Here is a 20,418-nt window from a genome sequence, read left to right as displayed (position 1 = left end):
ATTATTTAGCCGCTGCCAGGCTGGCTGGATCATTCACAGCAGCACCATTAAGCGATTTATCAATGCGCTTAGTCAGACCTGTCAGCACTTTGCCCGGCCCCACTTCCAACAGCAGTTCAATACCTTCAGCGGCCATGCGCTCGACAGATTCTGTCCAGCGTACCGGGCCATAAAGCTGTTTGACCAACGCCAGCTTGATCGCGGCCGGATCGGTTTCAGTCGCGACGTCCGCATTGTTAATCACCGGAATAACCGGTGTATTGAAAGTGACCGACTCAAGCGCCACAGCCAGTTTATCGGCAGCAGGTTTCATTAACGCACAATGAGACGGTACCGACACGGGCAGCGGCAGTGCGCGTTTCGCACCGGCGGCTTTACACAGCTCGTTCGCACGTTCCACTGCCGCTTTATGTCCGGCAATAACAACCTGACCCGGTGAATTAAAGTTAACCGGTGCAACCACTTCGCCCTGTGCCGCTTCTTCGCACGCTTTAGCGATAGCGTCATTGTCCAGGCCAATGATAGCCGACATGGCGCCCACTCCGGCCGGTACCGCTTCTTGCATCAGTTGACCGCGCAGCTCAACCAGCTTAATGGCATCGCTAAAATCCAGTACACCGGCACAAACCAGTGCAGAATATTCGCCCAGACTATGGCCGGCCAGAACAGCAGGCTGTGCGCCCCCTTCTTGCTGCCAGACACGCCAGATAGCCACCGAGGCCGCCAGAAGAGCAGGCTGAGTACGGTGAGTCTGATTCAGATCTTCGGCCGGGCCATTCTGAACCAGCGCCCACAGGTCATAACCCAAAGCATCAGATGCTTGTGCAAAAGTTTGCTGTACGCTTTCATACTGCTCAGCCAGTTCAGCCAGCATGCCAACAGCCTGAGACCCCTGACCAGGGAAAACAATCGCGAACTTAGACATTCGAGAATCCTTATACAAAGAGAAATGGCATCCAAGATGCCATCATTGATGCGGTAATCAGGCGATGATTGATTAATTCCGCCTGTGCCTCATAGTAAAAAACGTGCGGTGCTATCAGAATTTCACCAGTGCTGAGCCCCAGGTGAATCCCCCCCCAAAGGCTTCCAGCAACAGTGTCTGTCCCCGCTGGATGCGGCCGTCTCGTACAGCTTCATCCAGTGCCGCTGGCACCGTTGCCGCTGACGTGTTCCCTTGTTTATCCAGAGTCACGACAACCTGATCCATCGACATTGACAGCTTTTTCGCCGTCGCCGTAATAATACGTAGATTGGCCTGATGCGGCACCAGCCAGTCCAAATCGGACTTTTCCATATTGTTGGCTGCCAGTGTATCCGTCACCAGATTCGACAACTGAGTGACGGCCACTTTGAACACTTCGTTGCCTGCCATGTAGAGCCATTTATTACAATCAAATGTCTCGCCGTGTTCAGGCACAGCCAAACTGAGCAAACCGCCAAAATGGCCATCTGCATGTAAATGGGTCGAAATGATACCGGCTTCTTCACTGGCGCCCAGCACAACGGCCCCTGCACCATCACCAAACAAAATGATGGTGGAGCGGTCTTGCGGGTCGCACTTATGGGACAGCGCATCCGCACCGATAACCAGAACCTTGTTCGCCATGCCGGTTTTGATGTGTTGATCCGCCACACTCAAGGCATAGACAAAACCGGAACAGGCCGCGGCAAGATCAAATGCCGGGCACCCTTTGACGCCAAGCATACCCTGTACCTGACAGGCTGCAGACGGAAAAGCATGGCTGGCGGAAGTTGTCGCAACGATAATTAAATCAATCTCGTCAGCCGCAACACCAGCCATTTCCATCGCACGGCTTGCAGCGTGATACCCCATGACGGCAACGGTTTCGTCTTCTGCCGCGATGCGACGCTCACGGATACCGGTGCGAGCGACAATCCACTCATCGCTGGTATCCACCATTTTCTCCAGATCCGCATTGGTACGAACCTGCTCTGGCAGATAGCTGCCAGTGCCTAATATTCTGCTATACATGAAGACTAAAAATGCCTCTCAAGTAGTACGTGTTCCAAACGGTCACTGATTTTTGCCGGTATCTTCCGTTTAATTTCATGTACTGCTTCACCAATCGCATTGGTAAAAGCAGCAATGTCAGCACTTCCATGGCTTTTAACGACAATACCGCGCAATCCTAACAGACTTGCACCATTGTACTGGTCGGGGTTCAGGCTTTGTATCTGACGGAACAGGTCACTAAACAGCCACTTAGCGATCAATCGCTTGATAGGATGCTGGCTGACCGCCTGTTTAAAGCTCTCTATAAAGAGATTAGCAACCCCTTCGCTGGTTTTCAGGCTGACATTGCCGACAAAACCATCACAGACAACCACGTCGGCTTTACCGTCGTACAATTCATTGCCTTCAACATAGCCTATGTAATGCACATCCGGTGAACGGCTTAGCATAGATGCACAGCGTTTAACGAGATCGTTGCCTTTTATTTCTTCAGAGCCGATATTGAGCAGGGCCACTTTGGGCGGCCTGCCCGTCATTTCCTGCTCGGCCAGCACCGATCCCATCACAGCAAACTGAAACAAAGTATCAGCATCACAAGATACATTGGCACCCAAATCCAGCAACCAGGTTTTTCCGCCGCGGCGGCTGGGGATCGCGGACACCAAAGCAGGGCGCTCCACACCGGGTAATTGCTTCAACGTATAACGAGCCAATGCCATAAGCGCGCCGGTGTTCCCTGCACTGACGCAGGCATCCGCGTCACCTTCTGCCACCGCATCCAATGCCCGGCGCATAGACGAACCCTGGCTTTGGCGTAATGCCTGAGACGGACGAGTGTGATCAGCGATGGCACGATCGCAGTGGACAACAGTCAGACGGGGATGATGAGTAGAATTGAGCGATGAGAGTTGAGCGGTGATTGCACTTTGATCACCGAAGAGAAGCAGATTTAGCGACGGGTATTGTAACAGTGCCTGCACGGCGGCAGGCACTGTTACCTGAGGACCGAAATCCCCACCCATTGCATCAAGTGCAACGGTTAGACCAGTCAAGGTTCAACCTTATTTGTTGATAACCTTGCGGCCACGGTAAAAACCGTCAGCAGTCACGTGGTGACGCAGATGGGTTTCACCGCTGTTCTGATCGACAGATACAGCAGCGCTAGTCAGTGCATCGTGTGAACGACGCATACCACGTGCTGAACGTGATTTTTTGCTCTTTTGTACGGCCATTAACCCTACTCCTTATTACTTTTACTCAAGTTTTTTAATACTGCAAACGGATTCGGACGCTCATCAGCAACAGGGATCTCACCGAAGCTCATACCTGATGCAGTGACTGAACAGTCAGCTTCATCATGCATTGGCACTTGCGGTAACTCCAGAATCAGCTCATCTTCGATGAGTTGAAGCAGATTGATCTCACCATTTTCGTCGACTTCAGCCGGCTCATAAGCTTCCGGAAACTCATCTGCTTCCTCGGGTCTGAGGAGCGGACTATAACAGAAATCCACACTGTAATGGTGTTGGAATTCTTCCTGACATCGCTGGCAGGTTAACATCACATCGACATCAGCATGCCCACGCATGAATGCGATATGACGCTGGTCAAAGTCAAATGATAAGATGACGTTTGCATCACTTAAAACGCTGGAAGCCGATTCAGCCAGACGCTCTAAAAGCTCGGCTTTGATGATGCCATCATAGTCGAGCTTTTTTTGAGCAGCGCGGACCGGATCTACCGTCAGCGGCAATTTTACCTTTTGCATAGGGCGCGAATATTAGCCTTCTAATTGGTTTGAGTCAAAGGAAATGTGTCCGAAATCCCAGCTTTTGACCATTTCCCCCCAGGGGGTTTTCATTGCCCGTCCAAGTCCATGGTACGGCAGGTATAATAAGGTTGGTTCTGAGTTAAAACTAGCGTAGATTTCAGCTTATTGCTCACCCAATGACTGGGGGCAAAAACGCACTGAACACACCTACACACATTGAGTCAAACCATGAAACAACCGCTACTTCTGGCTTCTACTTCTCCCTTCCGTCGCAGTCTGCTGGAGAAGTTCGGTTTACCGTTCGACTGCGCATCACCCAATATCGATGAAACACCATTTCCTGATGAATCGGCTGAAACACTGGTAAAACGGCTGGCTGCAGCCAAAGCCCGTGCATGCCGGGCAGAACACCCGTCCCATATCATCATCGGCTCGGATCAGGTCTGCGTCATTAACGGCAAGATAGTGGGTAAACCTCATACCGCAGAGCAGGCCTGTGCCCAGCTCGCCGCCGCCAGCGGTCAGACAGTCACTTTTTATACTGGTCTGTGCGTCTATAACGCTCAGACTGACAACAGCGACGTCATCTGTGAACCCTTTCACGTGCATTTTCGCACTCTGACGCTGGCTGAGATCCAACGTTATATTGAACGTGAACAACCTTTACAGTGCGCCGGCAGCTTCAAAAGCGAAGGCTTGGGTATCGCTTTGTTTGACCGCCTTGAAGGCCGGGATCCCAATACCCTGATCGGTTTGCCTCTCATCAGTTTACGGGAGATGCTGTCCCGACAGGGTATTGAGGTCCTTTGAATGCATTAACTGAGTGCATTAACGCTGGCGAAGCGCCTCCAGCGTTCTGTTGAGCATGGCATCCATGGGTGCATTGAATTCCACTTTCTCACCCGAGTGCGGGTGTTCAAACTGGATATTCGCTGCATGTAAAAAGAGACGGTTCAGCCCGGCCGTCTTGGTATACGCATCAAAACGCGGGTCACCGTATCTGTCATCCCAGGCAATGGGGTGACCTGTGTACTGACAGTGCACACGGATCTGATGCGTACGGCCTGTGACCGGACTGGCCTGCACCAGCGTCGCCTCTTTAAAACTTTCCAATACTTTAAAACGTGTATCAGACGCTTTGCCGTTCGGATTGACCCGAACAATACTGTTGACTTCGTTTTTCAGCAGCGGAGCGGTGACTTTACGGCACTCTTTCGGCCACTGCCCCATGACTAACGCAAAATAATATTTCTGAACCGTTTTCTGCCTGAACTGTTCCTGAAGTTTACGCAGGGCTGAACGTTTCTTTGCTACCAGCAAAATGCCTGAAGTATCTCTGTCTATCCTGTGTACTAACTCCAGAAAACGGGCATCCGGGCGCAACGCCCGCAGCGCTTCGATGGCACCAAATTTCAGACCGCTGCCACCGTGCACAGCGGTACCTGACGGTTTATTGAGGATAAGCATGTGCTCATCTTCGTAAATGATGCAATTTTCCAGCTCAGCGACTTTGTCCAGTTTGGTACTGACAGGCGCCGCTGCTTCTTTCTCTGGCAAGGTCACAGGCGGTACTCTCACCAGATCCCCTTCCTGAAGTTTGTACTCCGGTTTTATCCGTTTTTTGTTTACTCGCACCTCACCCTTACGCAAAATCCGGTAAATCATACTTTTGGGCACGTTTTTCAGTCGGGCACGGAGAAAATTATCAATCCTTTGCCCGGCAAAATCATCAGCAATAGCGATGAATTGCACTTTTGGTTTGTCATCTTTCATAGCCCAAGATTCTATCACGGCTATAAAGCAGATTGCCGCAAAAAAGTCACCCTGCTATGATTGCAGTCTGGAACAGGGGAATTTCCCACTTTCCGTGCCATGACGGTCATATTTTCGTCATGATGAATGTTTTTTATCCTGCTCTGCTTGGCGTCGCTGCAATAGGCGTAAGACGATAAGTCATGCAGAGTCATTATTAGTGTTCCGATTGCAGATTTTTTATCGGTGTTAGAGATACAACCGCGATGACGCGGTGTTACCGGCTGAGTACCGTAGGGTCTTAAAGCCACTTTTAATGGTCTTATACCATCTTTAAGTACAGCTGGCAGATACGTGTAGCCATAGAGCACTCCTGAAACATCCAACCGTGAGGTTGCAACCGTAAATCAGACTTGGGGTCAGGCAGCATCGGTAGAAAATCCAATATTGGCTCACTAAAACAACGACAATAAATGAGTACACAGAATGAAAAGAATGTTGATCAACGCAACTCAGAAGGAAGAGTTGCGCGTCGCATTAGTGGACGGTCAAAAGCTATTCGATCTTGATATCGAAAGCCCAGGACACGAATCTAAGAAAGCAAATATCTACAAAGGCCGCATTACCCGTATCGAACCTAGTCTTGAAGCAGCTTTCGTCGACTATGGTGCCGAGCGTCACGGTTTCCTCCCTCTGAAAGAAATTGCACGCGACTACTTCCCAGCCAACTACACCTATCAGGGTCGTCCTAATATCAAGGAAGTGCTGAAAGAAGGTCAGGAAGTTATCGTTCAAGTGGATAAAGAAGAACGCGGCAACAAAGGGGCTGCGCTGACAACCTTTATCTCCCTGGCGGGAAGTTACCTGGTACTGATGCCAAACAACCCTCGTGCCGGCGGTATCTCGCGCCGAATCGAAGGGGAAGAACGCACCCAACTGAAAGCCGCACTGAGCACCCTGCAGCTACCTGATGGCATGGGCCTGATTGTACGCACTGCTGGCGTGGGCAAATCCGCTGAAGAGCTGGAGTGGGATTTAAACGTACTGCTCAATCACTGGAGCGCAGTGAAAGAAGCCGCCGATGCCCACCCTGCCCCTTTCCTGATCCATCAGGAAAGTAATGTGATTGCCCGTGCTATTCGTGACTATCTGCGCCGTGATATTGGCGAGATTTTGATCGACAGCCCGAAAATCTTCGACCGCGCCCGTGATCACATCAAGCTGATCCGTCCTGATTTTCTGCCTAAAGTAAAACGTTACGAAGGCGAAGTGCCGCTGTTCAGCCACTATCAGATTGAAAGCCAGATTGAATCGGCTTTCCAGCGTGAAGTGCGTCTGCCTTCCGGCGGTTCTGTGGTTATCGACCCGACAGAAGCCCTGACTTCTATCGATATCAACTCAGCCCGCGCCACGAAAGGCGGTGATATCGAAGAAACCGCGCTGCAGACCAACCTGGAAGCGGCCGACGAGATCGCCCGTCAACTGCGTTTGCGCGACTTAGGCGGCCTGGTGGTTATCGACTTCATCGATATGACCCCGGTTCGTCACCAGCGTGAAGTGGAAAACCGCCTGCGTGAAGCCGTGCGAATGGACCGTGCCCGCGTGCAAATCGGCCGTATCTCCCGCTTCGGCCTGCTGGAAATGTCGCGTCAGCGTTTGAGTCCTTCTCTGGCTGAAGCCAGCCACCATGTCTGCCCACGCTGTACAGGTACAGGTGTGGTACGTGATAACGAGTCGCTGTCTCTGTCTATTCTTCGCTTAATTGAAGAAGAAGCACTCAAAGACAACAGCTCTCAGGTACAGGCTATCGTACCGGTTGCTGTCGCGTCCTACCTGCTGAACGAAAAACGTCGCTCTGTACAACACATCGAAAAATATCACGATGTAAGAGTAGTGATCGTTCCTAACGCTGATATTGAAACACCGCATTTTGAAGTGCTGCGTGTGCGTACCGGCGAAGAAAAAGACACCTTGTCTTACCACATTCCGCAAGTGCTGGAAGCCACACGTGAGACAGAAGCCGCGGAAGCGGCGCCAGAGCGTGCAACCAAGAAGCGTGAAGAGCCCGTTCTGCAAGGATTCACTGCGCCAAAAGCACCAGCGCCGGTTGTTAAGCCTGCCCCTGCCGCAGTCTCTGAGCCGACGGTCAAAGCAGAAAGCAAGCCTGGTCTGTTCCAGCGTCTGTTCAGCGCTCTTGCCAGCCTCTTTAGCAGCACGTCTGAAGAGAAGCCGGCAGAGAAGCAAGAGACAACACCTGCCGTACGCCAGGATAACCGACGTGACAACCGTCGTGATAACCGCCGTGGCAAAGACGGCAGCCGTCAGGGCCAGAGCCGTAACCGTCAGGATGATGATCGCGATTCACGCGATGCCAAAGCTGGCGAAAAAGGTCAGCGTCCGCAACGTCGTCGCAATGAGCGTCCTAAGCAAGACCGTAACGCTCAGGCTGAAAAGCCAGCGAAAGCGGCGGCACCGCGCACAATAGCTGATGAAGAAATCAAAGAGCAAAAACGCCAACGCCGCGATGAAGTGCAAAAGCAACGCCGTAAGGAAAAACAGCAACAAGCTGAAACGGCAGAGGTCATTGACACAACAGCGGAAGCGATCACCGACAACGTTGAGCAACCAAAGACCGAGAAGGTAAAACAACGCCGTCAACGTCGCCAGTTGCATAAGAAGATCCGCCTGGAATCTGCAGAACTGCAGCCAGCCGGTGACACAGAGCAAGCACCTGCTGCGGTCAGCGATAACACGCCAAGCCGTGTTAAGAACGTCGGTATCGAAATGGCCAAAGAAGCCAACTCTGCCGCTGAGCTTGAATCTGCCGATGTACAGTCGGAAACAGATGCACAGGAAAGTCAGGAAGGTCAACGCCGTAACCGCCGCTCACCACGACACCTGCGTGCCAGCGGTCAGCGTCGTCGCCGCATCCGCGATACGCGTCCTCAACAGGATGAAGACCAGGTCGATCAGGCTGTCTCTGATGCCATTACCCATGCGGTAGAAGAAGTGTCTGACAGCCTGGGCGAAATGGAAAACGTGGTCTCCATTGTTGAGCGTCCTAAGCGTCGTCCAACTACAGGTGTGGCGTCTCCTGAAATGGCAATGGGTAAAGTCTGGCCTCGTCACGACAAGCCTGCTGTCCATGCAGAAGATACCGCCGCAGAAGATAGCGCTGAAGCAACTGAAACCCTTGCAGCAGCGGTACAGGCTGAGCAATCCGCCGAGGCACAGGCTGCATCACTGAGCGGTGTGGCCATGCCGGAACTGGCAATGGCTAAAGTCATGCCACTTCGTCAGCCTGCAGCGCAAAGCGAGCCAGCACAAACCCGCGTTGAGCAAGCTGAAACCGCACCTGCAACTGTGGCTGAAGCACCGGAAACCACCCAGGTTTCTGAAAGCCCGGCTATCGACGCTGACGTTTCCGAGCCTCTGGTAGCAGAAACTGTCACTGAAGCTGTCGCCGAAACGGTTACGGAAAAGCAGGCAGAAGAAGCCAGTCCGCAAGAGGCGATTGAGTCGCCAGTTGTGGCCCAAGTGACAGCAGCCGTTAAGCAGCAAGTGACGGCAAGCGCACCTCGCGGGATTCACAGCGTGTCTCCGATGACTAAGGCCCCTGCTCCGCAGCAAGTGCTGGATACGACACCGGTAGCGATTGCACCGTTACGTGCCAGTCTGATTCAAGCCCGTCAAGCAGGCAGCCAGACAGCAACGAGCGTTGCTTCAGCGCCAATGACCAAAGCGGCCTCAGAGACACAAGAGTAATTCTGATACCGCAATAAAGACAAAAAGCCATGCGTTTGCATGGCTTTTTTACTTTCTGTGTTTCGTATTAGCCTACATCGCCAACCTGGCCTCTTAACTCAGAGCCACACACAGCTCACGCCAAATCATCTTTGTTTCAGACCGGCAACTATCCTGTCCGCAGCAGCTTCGATTAAATCCAGCACACGCTCAAAACCGTCCTCACCACCATAATAGGGGTCAGGTACTTCATCTTCATCAGCATCGGCAAAGTTGAGCAACAAGGACAGTTTAGACAGGTGCTCTGCCGGACAGATAGCTGTCAGATCTGATAAATTTTGCCTGTCAGCGACCAGAATTAAATCAAACTTATCGAAATCACCGACAGCTATCTGACGGGCACGAATCCCCTCAAAGCTGTATCCTCTGGCTTCCCCGGCAGCACGTGATCGACTGTCCGGCCGCTTTCCTTCGTGAAATCCAATCGTTCCTGCAGAATCGATCTCAACCTCAACACCCGCTTTCACAGCCTTAGCACGTAACACCGCTTCTGCGGTTGGCGAGCGGCAAATATTGCCCATGCAGACTAACAGCACGGATGGTTTTCTCTTCTCTGGCATCAATTGTCCTCATCATCAGATTAGATTGACTCTTGATACAAGACTACGCCCCCCTGGACAATCATTGCAACTGTCGGGCATACACAAACCTGCCTGCGCCTTACCCTTGGTTGCTTGCGCTGAGGTGCCAGATGCACCACAGCTTACAGAACACAACGATCAAAAAAGGGAGCGAAATCGCTCCCTTGGTCTGAGTCTCTGATATTCTTTGCGTTATCTGATTAACAGCATAGGGACAGTGGCATCCACCAGAAGCCGGGTAGTATTACTGCCGACAAAGAACTGGCGCAGCTTAGAGTGGCCGTACGCCCCCATCACTATCATGCCAATCGATTTTTCCTGCTGATATTGCAAAATTGCACTGCCGACTGCTCCCGTCAGGCACACTTTAGTGACGGTAATACCTGCATTGCTCAGGGTCTCGGCCGCAGACTCAAAGGCGTCGCGTTTGTTGTCAGCATCTTCCACCATTACTAAGTGGCACGTCATCCCTTTCAGTAACGGGGTATCAATGGCCTTCTGCACCAGCTTCTGGCTGGTTTCGCTGCCATCAAACGCCAGCAGATACTCAGCCGGTTCACTGAAATCGCCGTTAGCAATCAGAGTGTGGGTCGAAAATGCCCGCACCACACTTTCCAGCTGCGAGCCAATCGCCTTGGCATCCTGCTGATGTAACTCACCAGATTTACCCAGCACCAGTACCCGAATTTCAGGTTCCAGCTCCAGTAACGTCTCGACAAGATGCCCATGCAATTGCTGCTTGACCACAGCAGGGACACCAGTGTCAGTGACCAGAGATTCCAGATCATTGAGCAAAGCTTTGCTGTGCTGTATTTCCAGTTTGGAGCGTTTCTCATCCAGCTCGCTGAGCTCTTTCAGTAACGCTTCACGGCTGCCCAGACCAATTGTCCCGGACAGCTGAGAATCAGCCTGATACCTGTCTTTATCCAGCACGTGCAGCAGTTTTAGCGGTGTATCCAAACGCCTGGCTGTCCAGGCTGCCAGTTCCACCACGGCTTTCGAGTAATGCTGGCCGTCTATACATGCAGTAATATATTGCGTCATGATATCTCCTTAATGGCCGCCCATCAGTTTTTCAACTTCTTCCGGCTTGTCATGAACACCAAATTTATCAACTATGGTCGCAGTTGCTTCATTCATGCCGATAATATTGACTTGGGTACCTTCACGGCGGAACTTAAGAACGGCTTTGTCCAGCGATGAGACGGCTGTGATATCCCAGAAGTGGGCTGATGACAGGTCAATAGTGACACGCTCCAGCACTTCCTTGTAGTCAAAGGCGGCGAGAAATTGATCTGAAGAGGCAAAAAAGACTTGTCCCACAACACGATAGGTTCTTGCTTCGCCGTTTTGTTCCAGATCACTCTTCACCACCATAAAGTGGCCGATCTTGTTGGCAAAGAACAGGGCCGCCAGCAGAACACCGACAAACACACCAATAGCAAGGTTGTGTGTGGCCACGACCACAGCAACGGTGGTGACCATCACAATATTGGTCGACAGCGGGTGTGACTTCAGATCTTTAATCGAAGACCAGGAGAAAGTGCCAATAGACACCATAATCATGACAGCAACCAGTGCCGCCATTGGGATCTGCTTGATCCAGTCACTGAGAAAAACCACCATGATCAGCAGGAACAAACCTGCGATAAAGGTTGATAGCCTGCCCCGGCCACCGGATTTGATGTTGATAACCGACTGACCAATCATGGCACAACCAGCCATCCCACCCAGAAAGCCGGTGGCGATATTTGCAATCCCCTGACCTTTACACTCCCGGTTTTTGTCGCTGCTGGTGTCGGTGAGATCATCGACGATTGTGGCTGTCATCATGGATTCCAGCAAACCTACTATGGCCAGGCCGACTGAATAAGGCAGGATAATCCATAAGGTTTCCAGATTCAGCGGCACATCCGGCCACAGAAAAACAGGTAAGGTATCAGGCAATTGCCCCATGTCGCCAACCGTGCGAATATCAATACCAAAGGTCAATGTGACGGCAGTAATAACCAGAATACACACCAGTGGCGATGGCAGCATTTTTCCGACGAAAGGGACGTAAGGGAACAGGTAGATAATACCCAAACCGGCCGCCGTCAGAGCATAAACGTGCCAGGTGACATTGGTCAGTTCAGGTAACTGGGCCATAAAGATCAAAATGGCTAATGCGTTCACAAATCCCGTGACGACCGAACGGGAAACGAAGCGCATCAAATCACCCAATTTCAGATACCCGGCCGCGATTTGCAAGATACCGGTTAATACTGTGGCTGCCAGCAAATACTGCAAACCATGCTCTTTGACCAGAGTCACCATCAGCAGCGCCATGGCACCGGTTGCCGCTGAAATCATGCCAGAGCGGCCGCCGGTAAACGCAATAATGACCGCGATACTGAATGAGGCATACAGGCCGATTTTTGGATCAACCCCGGCAATAATGGAAAAAGCAATCGCCTCTGGAATAAGAGCCAGTGCAACTACAAGCCCGGACAATACATCACCACGCACATTGGATAACCAATCACGCTTTATCGTTTCTATCATAAAATTTCTCAAAAGATTGTGTAAACAAGAGGTTAGAAAGATTAGGAGGTGGCTTGTCGGCTAAGGCGGCGTAATTGACATCTGTCTCTCCACGGCGTGTAAAAGTGTGATCCTATTCACTCCTTTCAACCTAGTCAATAGAAATGCCTTTTTATCCAATATGTTCGGGATCAGGCGCAAGCTCAGCCAAATATTGAAAAAACCAGCAGCGATCTCAGTAAATACACCGTCGCAGATGCTGTTATGGTTAAATAGCGCCTGAAATCCCACTAGCAATGACAATACGCCCCATGACAGAACTGAAAACCCTGATGCTGTTTTTATGCACCGCACTGGCAGAAATTCTCGGCTGCTACCTTCCCTATTTATGGCTGAGGGAAGGCAAATCGGTTTGGCTGCTGTTTCCTGCCGCTATTTGCCTGGCGCTGTTCGCCTGGCTTTTGTCTTTGCACCCCACAGCGTCCGGCCGGGTATACGCTGCCTACGGCGGGGTTTATATCTTCGCTGCCATCTTCTGGCTATGGTTGGTAGATGGTATCCGCCCTACGTTTTGGGATTTGCTCGGTGCGTCTGTCGCCATTACGGGTATGTGCATCATCATGTTTGCCCCAAGGCATACATAGATATTTAGATATAGATATTTGCATATATAGATATTTTTATCCGGTAAGGCTGATGCGTCACTGTCAGTCCTTACTGCCCGTCTTACCTCAAGTTTTCCTGCAACGACATAGAAAATACTTAGCCCTTCATCATTGACGGCGAATCACCACTACACTTGAACATTGACGTCACTAGCCTGTGTCAGTATTCAAGGAAAAAGTATGAAAAAACTATTAATCATCTTCGGCAGTACCCGGCCTAACCGTGGTGGTTTACCGGTTGCTGAGTGGGTAGTACAGGAAGCAGAAAGTGCAGAACAGTTTGAAGTGGCATTTGCTGATCTGAAAGCAGTGAACCTGCCCTTACTGGACGAGCCTGATCACCCTGCTCAGCAAAAATACACCCAAGCACATACTAAGCAGTGGAGCCAAACCGTTACCGCAGCGGATGCCATTCTCTTTGTGACCCCGGAATACGACTACTTTCCGCCTGCCGCATTAGTCAACGCGATTCAATTTCTGGCCAAAGAATGGGCTGGAAAGCCAGCCGGTATTGTCAGTTATGGCGGGGTGTCCGGCGGGCTGCGTTCAACTCAGGCCTTACGGCTGCTGCTCTCTGGCGTCGGCACGCTAACCCTGTCGGCTTCTGTACCTATTGCCTTTTATAATCAATACATTAATGACCAAGGCGTGCTGGAAGCCAATGACGCAATGAAGAAAGGTCTCATAGGTTTGCTGACGGAATTGCAAAGAATGACTGAGCTGGTCGCTAAGGCATAAGCACCGGCCAACTCCTGTCATCCGACACATCAGCCAGGCCGCAACCTAGCGGTCTGGCTGTCCAATCCGGATCTGAGCAAGCGAAACACGCCTTGTTTACTATTGAAACCACAGCGTTAAAGAATGGATTACTGAGGCACTACCCGTGCGGTTCTGCCAGTGACATTAATCCGGACTTTCTGTCCCACCCGAAAAAGCATATTAGGATCAACAGCCTGGACGATAGCAATGGTTTCGCCTGAATCGAGTTTAATCGTCAGGTTCACCCCGTTACTTTCCGACAGATTCTGTGAGGCTTTGCTCCCGGCATAACCACCCAGTAAACCGCCCCCGATGGCAGCAATGTCTGAACCGCTGCCGCCACCGATTTTCGAGCCCAGTATCCCGCCCACGGCTGCACCTGCTATGGTGCCAATCACATTCTGCTCACCTTCTAAGGTCACAGGATCAATCTGAACAATAGTGCCGTATTTCACTTGCTGGATCTGCTGGGCCTGAGATCGGCCATAGCTATCACCGTAAGGATTTCTTGCACAGCCACTCACTGCCAGCACCGCAATGAAAAAGACGAAAAGGACGTATTTCACAACTTCACCTTCTTTACCTGCTAAGGGTTCACGCTAGAAGTATAGCAATCCCTATTTTCTTCCATTGACTAAGGAATGAGAGAGTCAGGACGTCATTAAACCGCCAATCCCACTTGCGTCTTGTGCTCTGCTCGAACACAATCACCTCTTTTCTTTTCCGCAGGAACGCCAACATAAAGAGGCAGTTATGGCAGACGAACACAATAAGCAGGATCGTTACAAAACCCGGCAGCAAAAAGTCAAAGATGAAGTCGATGCCCGAGTGGCTGCCGCTCAGACAGAAAAAGGCATCTTGCTGGTCATTACCGGTAACGGTAAAGGTAAATCCACCTCTGGTTTCGGCACTATTGCCCGCGCGGTCGGCCATGGTCAGAAATGCGGTGTCGGTCAGTTTATCAAAGGCACCTGGGACAATGGCGAGCGGAACCTGCTCGAACAGCACGGCGTCACTTTCGCTGTCATGGGCACAGGATTTACCTGGGACACGCAAGACAAAGAAGCCGATACACTCGCGGCGCAGACCACCTGGACCGAATGTAAAAAGATGCTGACAGACGCCAGCTATGACGTGGTATTGCTCGACGAGCTGACTTACATGCTGACTTACGGCTATCTGGATATCGATGAAATGCTGGACACTATCGCACAGCGCCCACCGGAGCAATCCGTGGTGGTAACAGGCCGTGCGGCTCACCGTCGCCTGACTGACATGGCCGATACCGTTTCAGAAGTTCGCAACATCAAACACGCCTTTGAGAGCGGTATCAAAGCCCGCAAAGGCGTAGACTGGTAATCAGGACGACGGCAGCGCCGAATGATGACAGGCCTCAGACGCGTGGCAGAGGTCTGCATCAATATCCTGATTGCCTAACAAGCGCAGCCACAAAGAAGGTAAATGTTTGATCCGCACCGCTGGGCTGTTCAACTGGACCGGCAGCGGGAATTGCCAGTCTGCATGCTTCTCCCGGCTGGCAAACACAAACCGGAACGGCAGATAATCCACCATGCCCAGACGCAGATCTGTGGCGATGATCTGGCTGCCGTTATCTTCATAGCGAATGAATTGACGGGTAAAACGTTCAAGCGCCTGCAAGGTTGAAGGCTTGTCGTTCAGTGGCCAGCGGCCGCGGTCTTTCTCAAGAAAGTCCACAGTGTCTGACTCATCCAGCAGTGATGACAACCCTTCCCAGTAGCTGTCCTCGCCTAACACCACAATTCGCCATAGCACGGTATTAAAAGGCGTTGGCGAGACAAAAACCGGCTTGCCTTCCAGTGGCGTTCCTGCCACCTGGTTTTCCACTCTCTGCTCAATCATGTGCATCGCCACTACCGACCAGATCAGGTACAGACTGGACAGGATAACACCGGCTTTGCACAGGCTGGCAATACGATCTCGCCACAGTAGCGCGGCCAGTAGCGTCACTAACAGCGGCAGGGTATAAAGCGGGTCAATGATGAAGATACTGGACACCGCCACACTGACAGGCAAAGGCCACAGAAGCTGAGTACCGTAAGCGGTAAAGGCATCCAGAATGGGATGGGTGATCAGGCAGGCCGCCACCAGGCCCCACAACCGCAGGAAACTGAATGAGCTGGCTGGCCGCCATCGGTGCCAGCACCACGCCAGCAACAACGAAAGCGGAAACAGCACAAAAAGAGAGTGGCTGAAGCCGCGATGCTTCACCATATCCGATACGGGATCGCCATAATCGATTAACACATCAAGATCCGGCAAGGTCCCCAGCATGGCACCGGCCACCAGCACTTTGGGTGAGGCTTTTCGGCCGGCTATCATGCCGGCAACAGCAGCGCCCAACGCCGCCTGTGTCACTGAATCCAAGGTCACTCTCCATAATTTTTTGCTGATTGTACCAAACCGTTCAGTCAGAGATAGCCCAACTACATTATCAGTAACAAAATAGCGGCTGGCATAAAAAGGGCCAGCGGTTTACCCGGCTGGCCCTGATCTCATTGGTTTAATCGCAAACTGCGCGTTAATTAAACAGTCCTTTCAGCAACTTATCCGTTGCTTCTTTGACTTTATCGTCACCGGCTTTATCGCCCAGCAATTTATCCAGCCCGCGTTGCACTTCCTTGTTGGCCTTTTCTTCCAGCCTGTCGGCTTCTTTTTTGGCTTTTGCTTCCAGCTCTTTCGCCCGCTTATCCAGCTCGCTGTTCCGCTTCACCAGCTCTTTAAAGTTGATGGCATAATCTGGCGCCAGCCAGGTGCCGGTAATATCAAGCGGCACTGTGATATCCGCGACTTCGTCTACCGATTTACCGCCCTGTCCTTTACTGGTGGCCACCACAGAGGTATCAATCTGAAACGCCAGTGACTGCTCGGTCAGATCCGTATTCCCTTTGCCATCAACACGCAGCAGAGGCGAAGCCAGATGCATATTATTGGTCGCCGCTTTGCCGTCTTTCAGCATAAAGGTCGCCGTCAGCGCAGAGAAATCTGTCTTTTTCGGCTCGTTCTGTACCGTATCAGACTGACCTTTCAGCTTGGCCTTGGCTTCACGGATCATCTTGGCAATATTGATCCCGTTGACCGCACCATCAGCAAAATTGATGGCGATTGTCCCGTCCAGGTTCTTCTTGAGCCGCGACTCTGCCAGACCTTTGCCTGCCACTTCAACATCAATGTTACCCGTGCCCGCCAGAATATCATTCTCGGCGACATCGACCAGCAAAGGCTGTACCTGTACCCCTTTGATGGTATTGCTGATCTGGTACACCGGCAAAGCACCGTTGGCATCCAGTCTGGCTGTGGCGGATATTGTCCCGTCGTACAGCTGGGCGGCAAACTTGTTGAGAGAAAACACCCCATTTTTAATCGCTATCGCCAGATCAACATTGCTCAGCCTGGCGTTGGCCGCCACAAAGCGCTTCACCGTCACAGTGCCGTCGACATCGAACTGTTTCAAGACCGACAGATCAGGCTCCTGTTCGCTGACCGACGTACTGCCAGCCGGTGCAGATGCCGTGTTTGCGGTCTCTGACGGCTTGGCCTCCTCACTGGCTGCAGCCTCTGTGTCGCCACCGGTCCAGTTGTCGACATTGATCTCCTCACTGCTGAGCGCAAAACGGATCACCGGAATATCGGCCTGTTTGAAAGAGGCGTCGCCGTTCAACGCCAGTTCATCCGCCTTCACTGTCAACCCGCTCAGGGTCGCCAGCGCGGCTTTGAGATCGTATTCAGCATCGCCAGACACGGCCACTTTCATCGTCGGCCGGGGCAGAGCGGCACCTTCGAGATCTGATTTCAGATCCAGCGCCTGCAGCGAAATGTTCGCCTTATCCTGGCTGACCCTAATCCGGGTTTTACCCTCAGCATTGAAGGCAAGATCGGGGATCTGCCCTTTGGCTGACAGCGTCACGTCGCTCCACTCGCCCAGATTAAAGGCATCCAGTTTCACCGTAACATTATCCAGCTGAGTGCCGGCTTCTGTCATGCTGGCGGAGAGCTCGGTGTTTTTCAGCGCCGCGTTATCCAGAGTTTCCGCCAACTGCAGGCTGGTTTTGCCCTGGGCAGAGAAGCGCATCGCACCGTTTTGGCCCGCCAGATCAAAATTCAGATCCGCCCATTCACCCGGCGCAAACTGGCTCAGATTCATGTTCAGCGAGTCCAGCGCAGTGACGGTGCCTGCCTGATCGTCCCGCAGGCTGACACTGGCATTTTCAAGTGCTATACCTGCCAGACTGATCACCCACTTCTCACCGGTTGCCGTTTCGCCTTCAGCCACCACTTCACCCTCACCTGATGCTGTCGGCTGTACCTCAGTTTCCCGGGAGTCAGACGCCCTGTCTGCGGCCGGTTTATCGCCACCTAAGCCATCGAGGTTACTGACGCCATCTTTGCGCGTCTGAATAAACACACGGGCATCTTTGAGCGTGACCTGGCCAATTTCCAGCCGGTTAGACAGCAGCGGCAGTACAGACACAGACACACCCGCTTCATTGAACTGAACCAGGTTGGTTTCATCAAAACCTGCCGGATTACGAAATTCGGTCCGGCCAATCGCGAAGCCCACGCTCGGGAAAAAACGCCAGCCGATATCGCCTTCAATAACCAAATCACGGCCGGTGGCCTTCTTCACCTGTTCCGCAATCAAAGGCTTAAATTGGTTCGGGTCGACCAGCGTCACCAGAACGCCAATCGCCACCACCACAACCAGCACGATCGCCAGCAGTACATAGAGAATTTTTTTCATTCTGTCCTCGGAGTGTGTGCCATATTGAACAACATTTATTGACCTGTGACACACTAAAAATGCCAACAAAAAATGTCAAAATACCTGATTTATTAAAGCAAAAAATAAGGCCACCGTTAAGGTGACCTTATCATTCTGACTACAATTTAATGCGCTTCTGACAATAATCAGCGCTGTTTCTTCTCATCTTCATTGATTCGGCTGGCAACCGCACCCTGCTGATTGTGATATTTCGCATTGGCGCGCTTGTTATAAGGCTTCTCCGCAGAGCCTGACAGCACCTCAAAGCTCAGGGCGCCAATCGGCATATGCGGGCGCAGTGCCAGCGGCAGCCGGCCACTGTTATAAAATTCCAATACGATTCTGCCAGACCAGCCCGGATCGATACGGTGCGCTGTGACGTGCACCATCAAACCCAGGCGGGCCAGCGAAGAGCGTCCATCCAGCCAGCCGACAATGTTATCCGGTAAGGTGACAGATTCGTGCGTCACCGCCAGCGCCAGTTGTCCCGGATGGAGGAAAAAGGCATCACCATCAGTGACCTCAATCTCATCACTCATGACTTTTTCGAGCTGTGCCGCAACATCTTCTTTTTTGCCGGAGAGATCGATAAACGGGGCACCGTGGTCGGTAAAAATACGGAAATTATTACCTAAGGTGACATCGATTGTCAGACCGCTGATCACATCATTTGACGGGCGCGGCTCAATACTGATCTTACCTTCATCAAGATAGGCCTTGATGTCCTTGTCACAAAGTCTCATGGTGCGGGTTATCTCCAGGGCAAAAAATCAAAAAAGACTATCAGAAATGTTTGCCGCCACTATAACGACCTGCTCGCAGCAGGTCTATCTTTGCAGCCGCTTGCGTGACATGTCGTCACGTCTTTTTATTACAACGCAGGGTTCAGGAGACAAAAAAGGCTGACCTGAGCCAGCCTTTGCCATACCTTTACGCTTTGAGTAAGCGGGCAATATGCGCTTTTAATACATCGATCGCAATGCGGTTCTTGCCACCTCGCGGCACAATAATATCGGCATACTGTTTGGACGGTTCAATGAACTGCATAAACATAGGGCGAACGGTTTTCTGGTATTGCTGCAGTACCGATGACATTGTCCGGCCGCGTTCTGCCACATCACGCTGCAAACGGCGCAACAGGCAGATATCCAGCGGGGTATCCATAAACACAGTCGCGTGCATCAGATCACGTAAACGGGGATCCGTCAGCAGCAGGATACCTTCCAGAATGATCACCTTTTTGGGTGTCAGCGAGGTGGTTTCCGTCATACGGGTGTGCTCGCTATAGCTGTACTGCGGTACTTCCACCGCTTCACCACGCATCAGGGTTTCGAGATGATCACAAAGCAAATCATGGTCAAGGGCATTGGGATGGTCATAATTGGTCTTTACCCGTTCATCCATACTCAGGTGACTTTGATCGTTATAGTAACAATCTTCCGTAATAACACCGATCTGTTGATCGCCAACTTTTTCTCTAAGTTCGTTGTAAACCGTTCTGGCAATCAAACTTTTACCGGAAGCAGACGCGCCTGCAATCCCGATAATTACGCATTGGTGTGAATGTTCAGACATATCAGAAAGCACCTGTAAGAATATCTAGCGGGTTATTACCCAAATTCAGTAACCGGCCCTACTCAGCGGCACAGCACTATACTGCAGGTAAAAATTAAACCGCACGATTATAAGGAGTTGACGCCTTGGATACCAGAGCAAATGCGATCTTGCGCTCAAAACATTATGCAAATGCAACGGCAAACAAGGCTGGAACAGTTACATTGACT

General features: G+C 51.7%; 19 protein-coding genes. 5 read left to right on the top strand and 14 right to left on the bottom strand.

Features of this window, described 5'->3' with window-relative positions; genetic code table 11:
• Position 1 precedes the first annotated feature (1 nt).
• From fabD to yceD, 5 genes are all read right to left on the bottom strand, one after another.
• Complete coding sequence (gene fabD, locus P0Y67_RS00450) at positions 2 to 925, bottom strand: ACP S-malonyltransferase (protein WP_337113942.1); 924 nt, start codon at positions 923 to 925, stop codon at positions 2 to 4.
• Positions 926 to 1,039: 114 nt separating this feature from the next.
• The gene (locus tag P0Y67_RS00445) at positions 1,040 to 1,996 is read right to left on the bottom strand and encodes a beta-ketoacyl-ACP synthase III (protein ID WP_027253510.1); all 957 of its coding nucleotides are present in this window, start codon (positions 1,994 to 1,996) and stop codon (positions 1,040 to 1,042) included.
• A gap of 5 nt (positions 1,997 to 2,001) precedes the next feature.
• Positions 2,002 to 3,030, bottom strand: a complete 1,029-nt coding sequence (gene plsX, locus P0Y67_RS00440) for a phosphate acyltransferase PlsX (protein WP_192015196.1) — start codon at positions 3,028 to 3,030, stop codon at positions 2,002 to 2,004.
• A gap of 9 nt (positions 3,031 to 3,039) precedes the next feature.
• Complete coding sequence (gene rpmF, locus P0Y67_RS00435; protein WP_027253512.1) at positions 3,040 to 3,210, bottom strand: 50S ribosomal protein L32; 171 nt, start codon at positions 3,208 to 3,210, stop codon at positions 3,040 to 3,042.
• A 5-nt stretch (positions 3,211 to 3,215) separates the two neighbouring features.
• The gene (gene yceD / locus P0Y67_RS00430; RefSeq protein WP_027253513.1) at positions 3,216 to 3,746 is read right to left on the bottom strand and encodes a 23S rRNA accumulation protein YceD; all 531 of its coding nucleotides are present in this window, start codon (positions 3,744 to 3,746) and stop codon (positions 3,216 to 3,218) included.
• A gap of 231 nt (positions 3,747 to 3,977) precedes the next feature.
• Between yceD and P0Y67_RS00425 the strand changes: the two genes are divergently transcribed.
• Entirely contained in the window at positions 3,978 to 4,559 is a 582-nt protein-coding gene (locus P0Y67_RS00425; protein ID WP_342390268.1) for a Maf family protein, read from the top strand.
• 18 nt (positions 4,560 to 4,577) lie between these two features.
• Here the strand turns inward: P0Y67_RS00425 and rluC are convergent, their stop codons facing one another.
• Positions 4,578 to 5,522, bottom strand: coding sequence for a 23S rRNA pseudouridine(955/2504/2580) synthase RluC (gene rluC, locus P0Y67_RS00420; RefSeq protein WP_027253515.1), 945 nt, complete (start codon positions 5,520 to 5,522; stop codon positions 4,578 to 4,580).
• Positions 5,523 to 5,987: 465 nt separating this feature from the next.
• Between rluC and rne the strand changes: the two genes are divergently transcribed.
• Positions 5,988 to 9,266 (top strand): ribonuclease E, encoded by a 3,279-nt coding sequence (gene rne / locus P0Y67_RS00415; RefSeq protein ID WP_342390267.1) that lies wholly within the window; start codon positions 5,988 to 5,990, stop codon positions 9,264 to 9,266.
• Positions 9,267 to 9,391: 125 nt separating this feature from the next.
• On the opposite strand, the gene P0Y67_RS00410 is transcribed toward rne, so the two are convergent.
• From P0Y67_RS00410 to P0Y67_RS00400, 3 genes are all read right to left on the bottom strand, one after another.
• Positions 9,392 to 9,865, bottom strand: a complete 474-nt coding sequence (locus P0Y67_RS00410) for a low molecular weight protein-tyrosine-phosphatase (protein WP_342390266.1) — start codon at positions 9,863 to 9,865, stop codon at positions 9,392 to 9,394.
• Positions 9,866 to 10,078: 213 nt separating this feature from the next.
• A complete protein-coding gene (locus P0Y67_RS00405) occupies positions 10,079 to 10,930 on the bottom strand; it encodes a universal stress protein (protein WP_027252736.1) in 852 nt (283 codons plus the stop codon).
• 9 nt (positions 10,931 to 10,939) lie between these two features.
• The gene (locus P0Y67_RS00400; protein ID WP_342390265.1) at positions 10,940 to 12,430 is read right to left on the bottom strand and encodes a SulP family inorganic anion transporter; all 1,491 of its coding nucleotides are present in this window, start codon (positions 12,428 to 12,430) and stop codon (positions 10,940 to 10,942) included.
• Between the two features lie 290 nt (positions 12,431 to 12,720).
• Between P0Y67_RS00400 and P0Y67_RS00395 the strand changes: the two genes are divergently transcribed.
• Both P0Y67_RS00395 and P0Y67_RS00390 read left to right on the top strand, forming a co-directional pair.
• A complete protein-coding gene (locus P0Y67_RS00395; RefSeq protein WP_342390264.1) occupies positions 12,721 to 13,053 on the top strand; it encodes a YnfA family protein in 333 nt (110 codons plus the stop codon).
• A gap of 201 nt (positions 13,054 to 13,254) precedes the next feature.
• Entirely contained in the window at positions 13,255 to 13,812 is a 558-nt protein-coding gene (locus P0Y67_RS00390) for an NADPH-dependent FMN reductase (protein ID WP_027252739.1), read from the top strand.
• Positions 13,813 to 13,940: 128 nt separating this feature from the next.
• Here the strand turns inward: P0Y67_RS00390 and P0Y67_RS00385 are convergent, their stop codons facing one another.
• Entirely contained in the window at positions 13,941 to 14,399 is a 459-nt protein-coding gene (locus P0Y67_RS00385; protein ID WP_027252740.1) for a glycine zipper 2TM domain-containing protein, read from the bottom strand.
• A gap of 187 nt (positions 14,400 to 14,586) precedes the next feature.
• On the opposite strand from P0Y67_RS00385, the gene cobO reads away from it, so the two are divergent.
• On the top strand, positions 14,587 to 15,192 hold the full coding sequence (gene cobO / locus P0Y67_RS00380) for a cob(I)yrinic acid a,c-diamide adenosyltransferase (protein WP_342390263.1): 606 nt from the start codon (positions 14,587 to 14,589) through the stop codon (positions 15,190 to 15,192).
• Here cobO and P0Y67_RS00375 read toward each other — a convergent pair whose 3' ends face one another.
• The 4 genes from P0Y67_RS00375 to udk all read right to left on the bottom strand — a co-directional run bounded on the left by P0Y67_RS00375 (position 15,193) and on the right by udk (position 20,209).
• Positions 15,193 to 16,239 (bottom strand): metal-dependent hydrolase, encoded by a 1,047-nt coding sequence (locus tag P0Y67_RS00375; RefSeq protein ID WP_027252742.1) that lies wholly within the window; start codon positions 16,237 to 16,239, stop codon positions 15,193 to 15,195.
• 154 nt (positions 16,240 to 16,393) lie between these two features.
• Positions 16,394 to 18,613: an AsmA family protein gene (locus P0Y67_RS00370; protein ID WP_342390262.1), complete on the bottom strand. Its 2,220-nt coding sequence runs from the start codon at positions 18,611 to 18,613 to the stop codon at positions 16,394 to 16,396.
• Between the two features lie 167 nt (positions 18,614 to 18,780).
• On the bottom strand, positions 18,781 to 19,377 hold the full coding sequence (dcd, locus tag P0Y67_RS00365; protein ID WP_342390261.1) for a dCTP deaminase: 597 nt from the start codon (positions 19,375 to 19,377) through the stop codon (positions 18,781 to 18,783).
• A 187-nt stretch (positions 19,378 to 19,564) separates the two neighbouring features.
• Positions 19,565 to 20,209, bottom strand: a complete 645-nt coding sequence (gene udk, locus P0Y67_RS00360) for a uridine kinase (RefSeq protein WP_027252745.1) — start codon at positions 20,207 to 20,209, stop codon at positions 19,565 to 19,567.
• Between the last annotated feature and the right edge of the window lie 209 nt (positions 20,210 to 20,418).

This window comes from Photobacterium sp. SP02 (assembly GCF_038519165.1).
GTDB classification, from domain to species: Bacteria; Pseudomonadota; Gammaproteobacteria; order Enterobacterales; family Vibrionaceae; genus Photobacterium; species Photobacterium halotolerans.
Note: the sequence above shows the minus strand (reverse complement) of the source record. Positions and strands in the feature narration are given on the sequence as shown.

Bases quoted from the DNA above. Each gene is read 5' to 3' on its own strand.
- P0Y67_RS00405 (WP_027252736.1), bottom strand. From the start codon at position 10,930: ATGACGCAATATATTACTGCATGTATAGACGGCCAGCATTACTCGAAA.
- P0Y67_RS00390 (WP_027252739.1), top strand. From the start codon at position 13,255: ATGAAAAAACTATTAATCATCTTCGGCAGTACCCGGCCTAACCGTGGT.
- P0Y67_RS00395 (WP_342390264.1), top strand. From the start codon at position 12,721: ATGACAGAACTGAAAACCCTGATGCTGTTTTTATGCACCGCACTGGCA.
- rpmF (WP_027253512.1), bottom strand. From the start codon at position 3,210: ATGGCCGTACAAAAGAGCAAAAAATCACGTTCAGCACGTGGTATGCGT.
- P0Y67_RS00445 (WP_027253510.1), bottom strand. From the start codon at position 1,996: ATGTATAGCAGAATATTAGGCACTGGCAGCTATCTGCCAGAGCAGGTT.
- rne (WP_342390267.1), top strand. From the start codon at position 5,988: ATGAAAAGAATGTTGATCAACGCAACTCAGAAGGAAGAGTTGCGCGTC.
- fabD (WP_337113942.1), bottom strand. From the start codon at position 925: ATGTCTAAGTTCGCGATTGTTTTCCCTGGTCAGGGGTCTCAGGCTGTT.
- cobO (WP_342390263.1), top strand. From the start codon at position 14,587: ATGGCAGACGAACACAATAAGCAGGATCGTTACAAAACCCGGCAGCAA.
- P0Y67_RS00425 (WP_342390268.1), top strand. From the start codon at position 3,978: ATGAAACAACCGCTACTTCTGGCTTCTACTTCTCCCTTCCGTCGCAGT.
- rluC (WP_027253515.1), bottom strand. From the start codon at position 5,522: ATGAAAGATGACAAACCAAAAGTGCAATTCATCGCTATTGCTGATGAT.
- dcd (WP_342390261.1), bottom strand. From the start codon at position 19,377: ATGAGACTTTGTGACAAGGACATCAAGGCCTATCTTGATGAAGGTAAG.
- P0Y67_RS00410 (WP_342390266.1), bottom strand. From the start codon at position 9,865: ATGCCAGAGAAGAGAAAACCATCCGTGCTGTTAGTCTGCATGGGCAAT.
- P0Y67_RS00370 (WP_342390262.1), bottom strand. From the start codon at position 18,613: ATGAAAAAAATTCTCTATGTACTGCTGGCGATCGTGCTGGTTGTGGTG.
- udk (WP_027252745.1), bottom strand. From the start codon at position 20,209: ATGTCTGAACATTCACACCAATGCGTAATTATCGGGATTGCAGGCGCG.
- P0Y67_RS00400 (WP_342390265.1), bottom strand. From the start codon at position 12,430: ATGATAGAAACGATAAAGCGTGATTGGTTATCCAATGTGCGTGGTGAT.
- yceD (WP_027253513.1), bottom strand. From the start codon at position 3,746: ATGCAAAAGGTAAAATTGCCGCTGACGGTAGATCCGGTCCGCGCTGCT.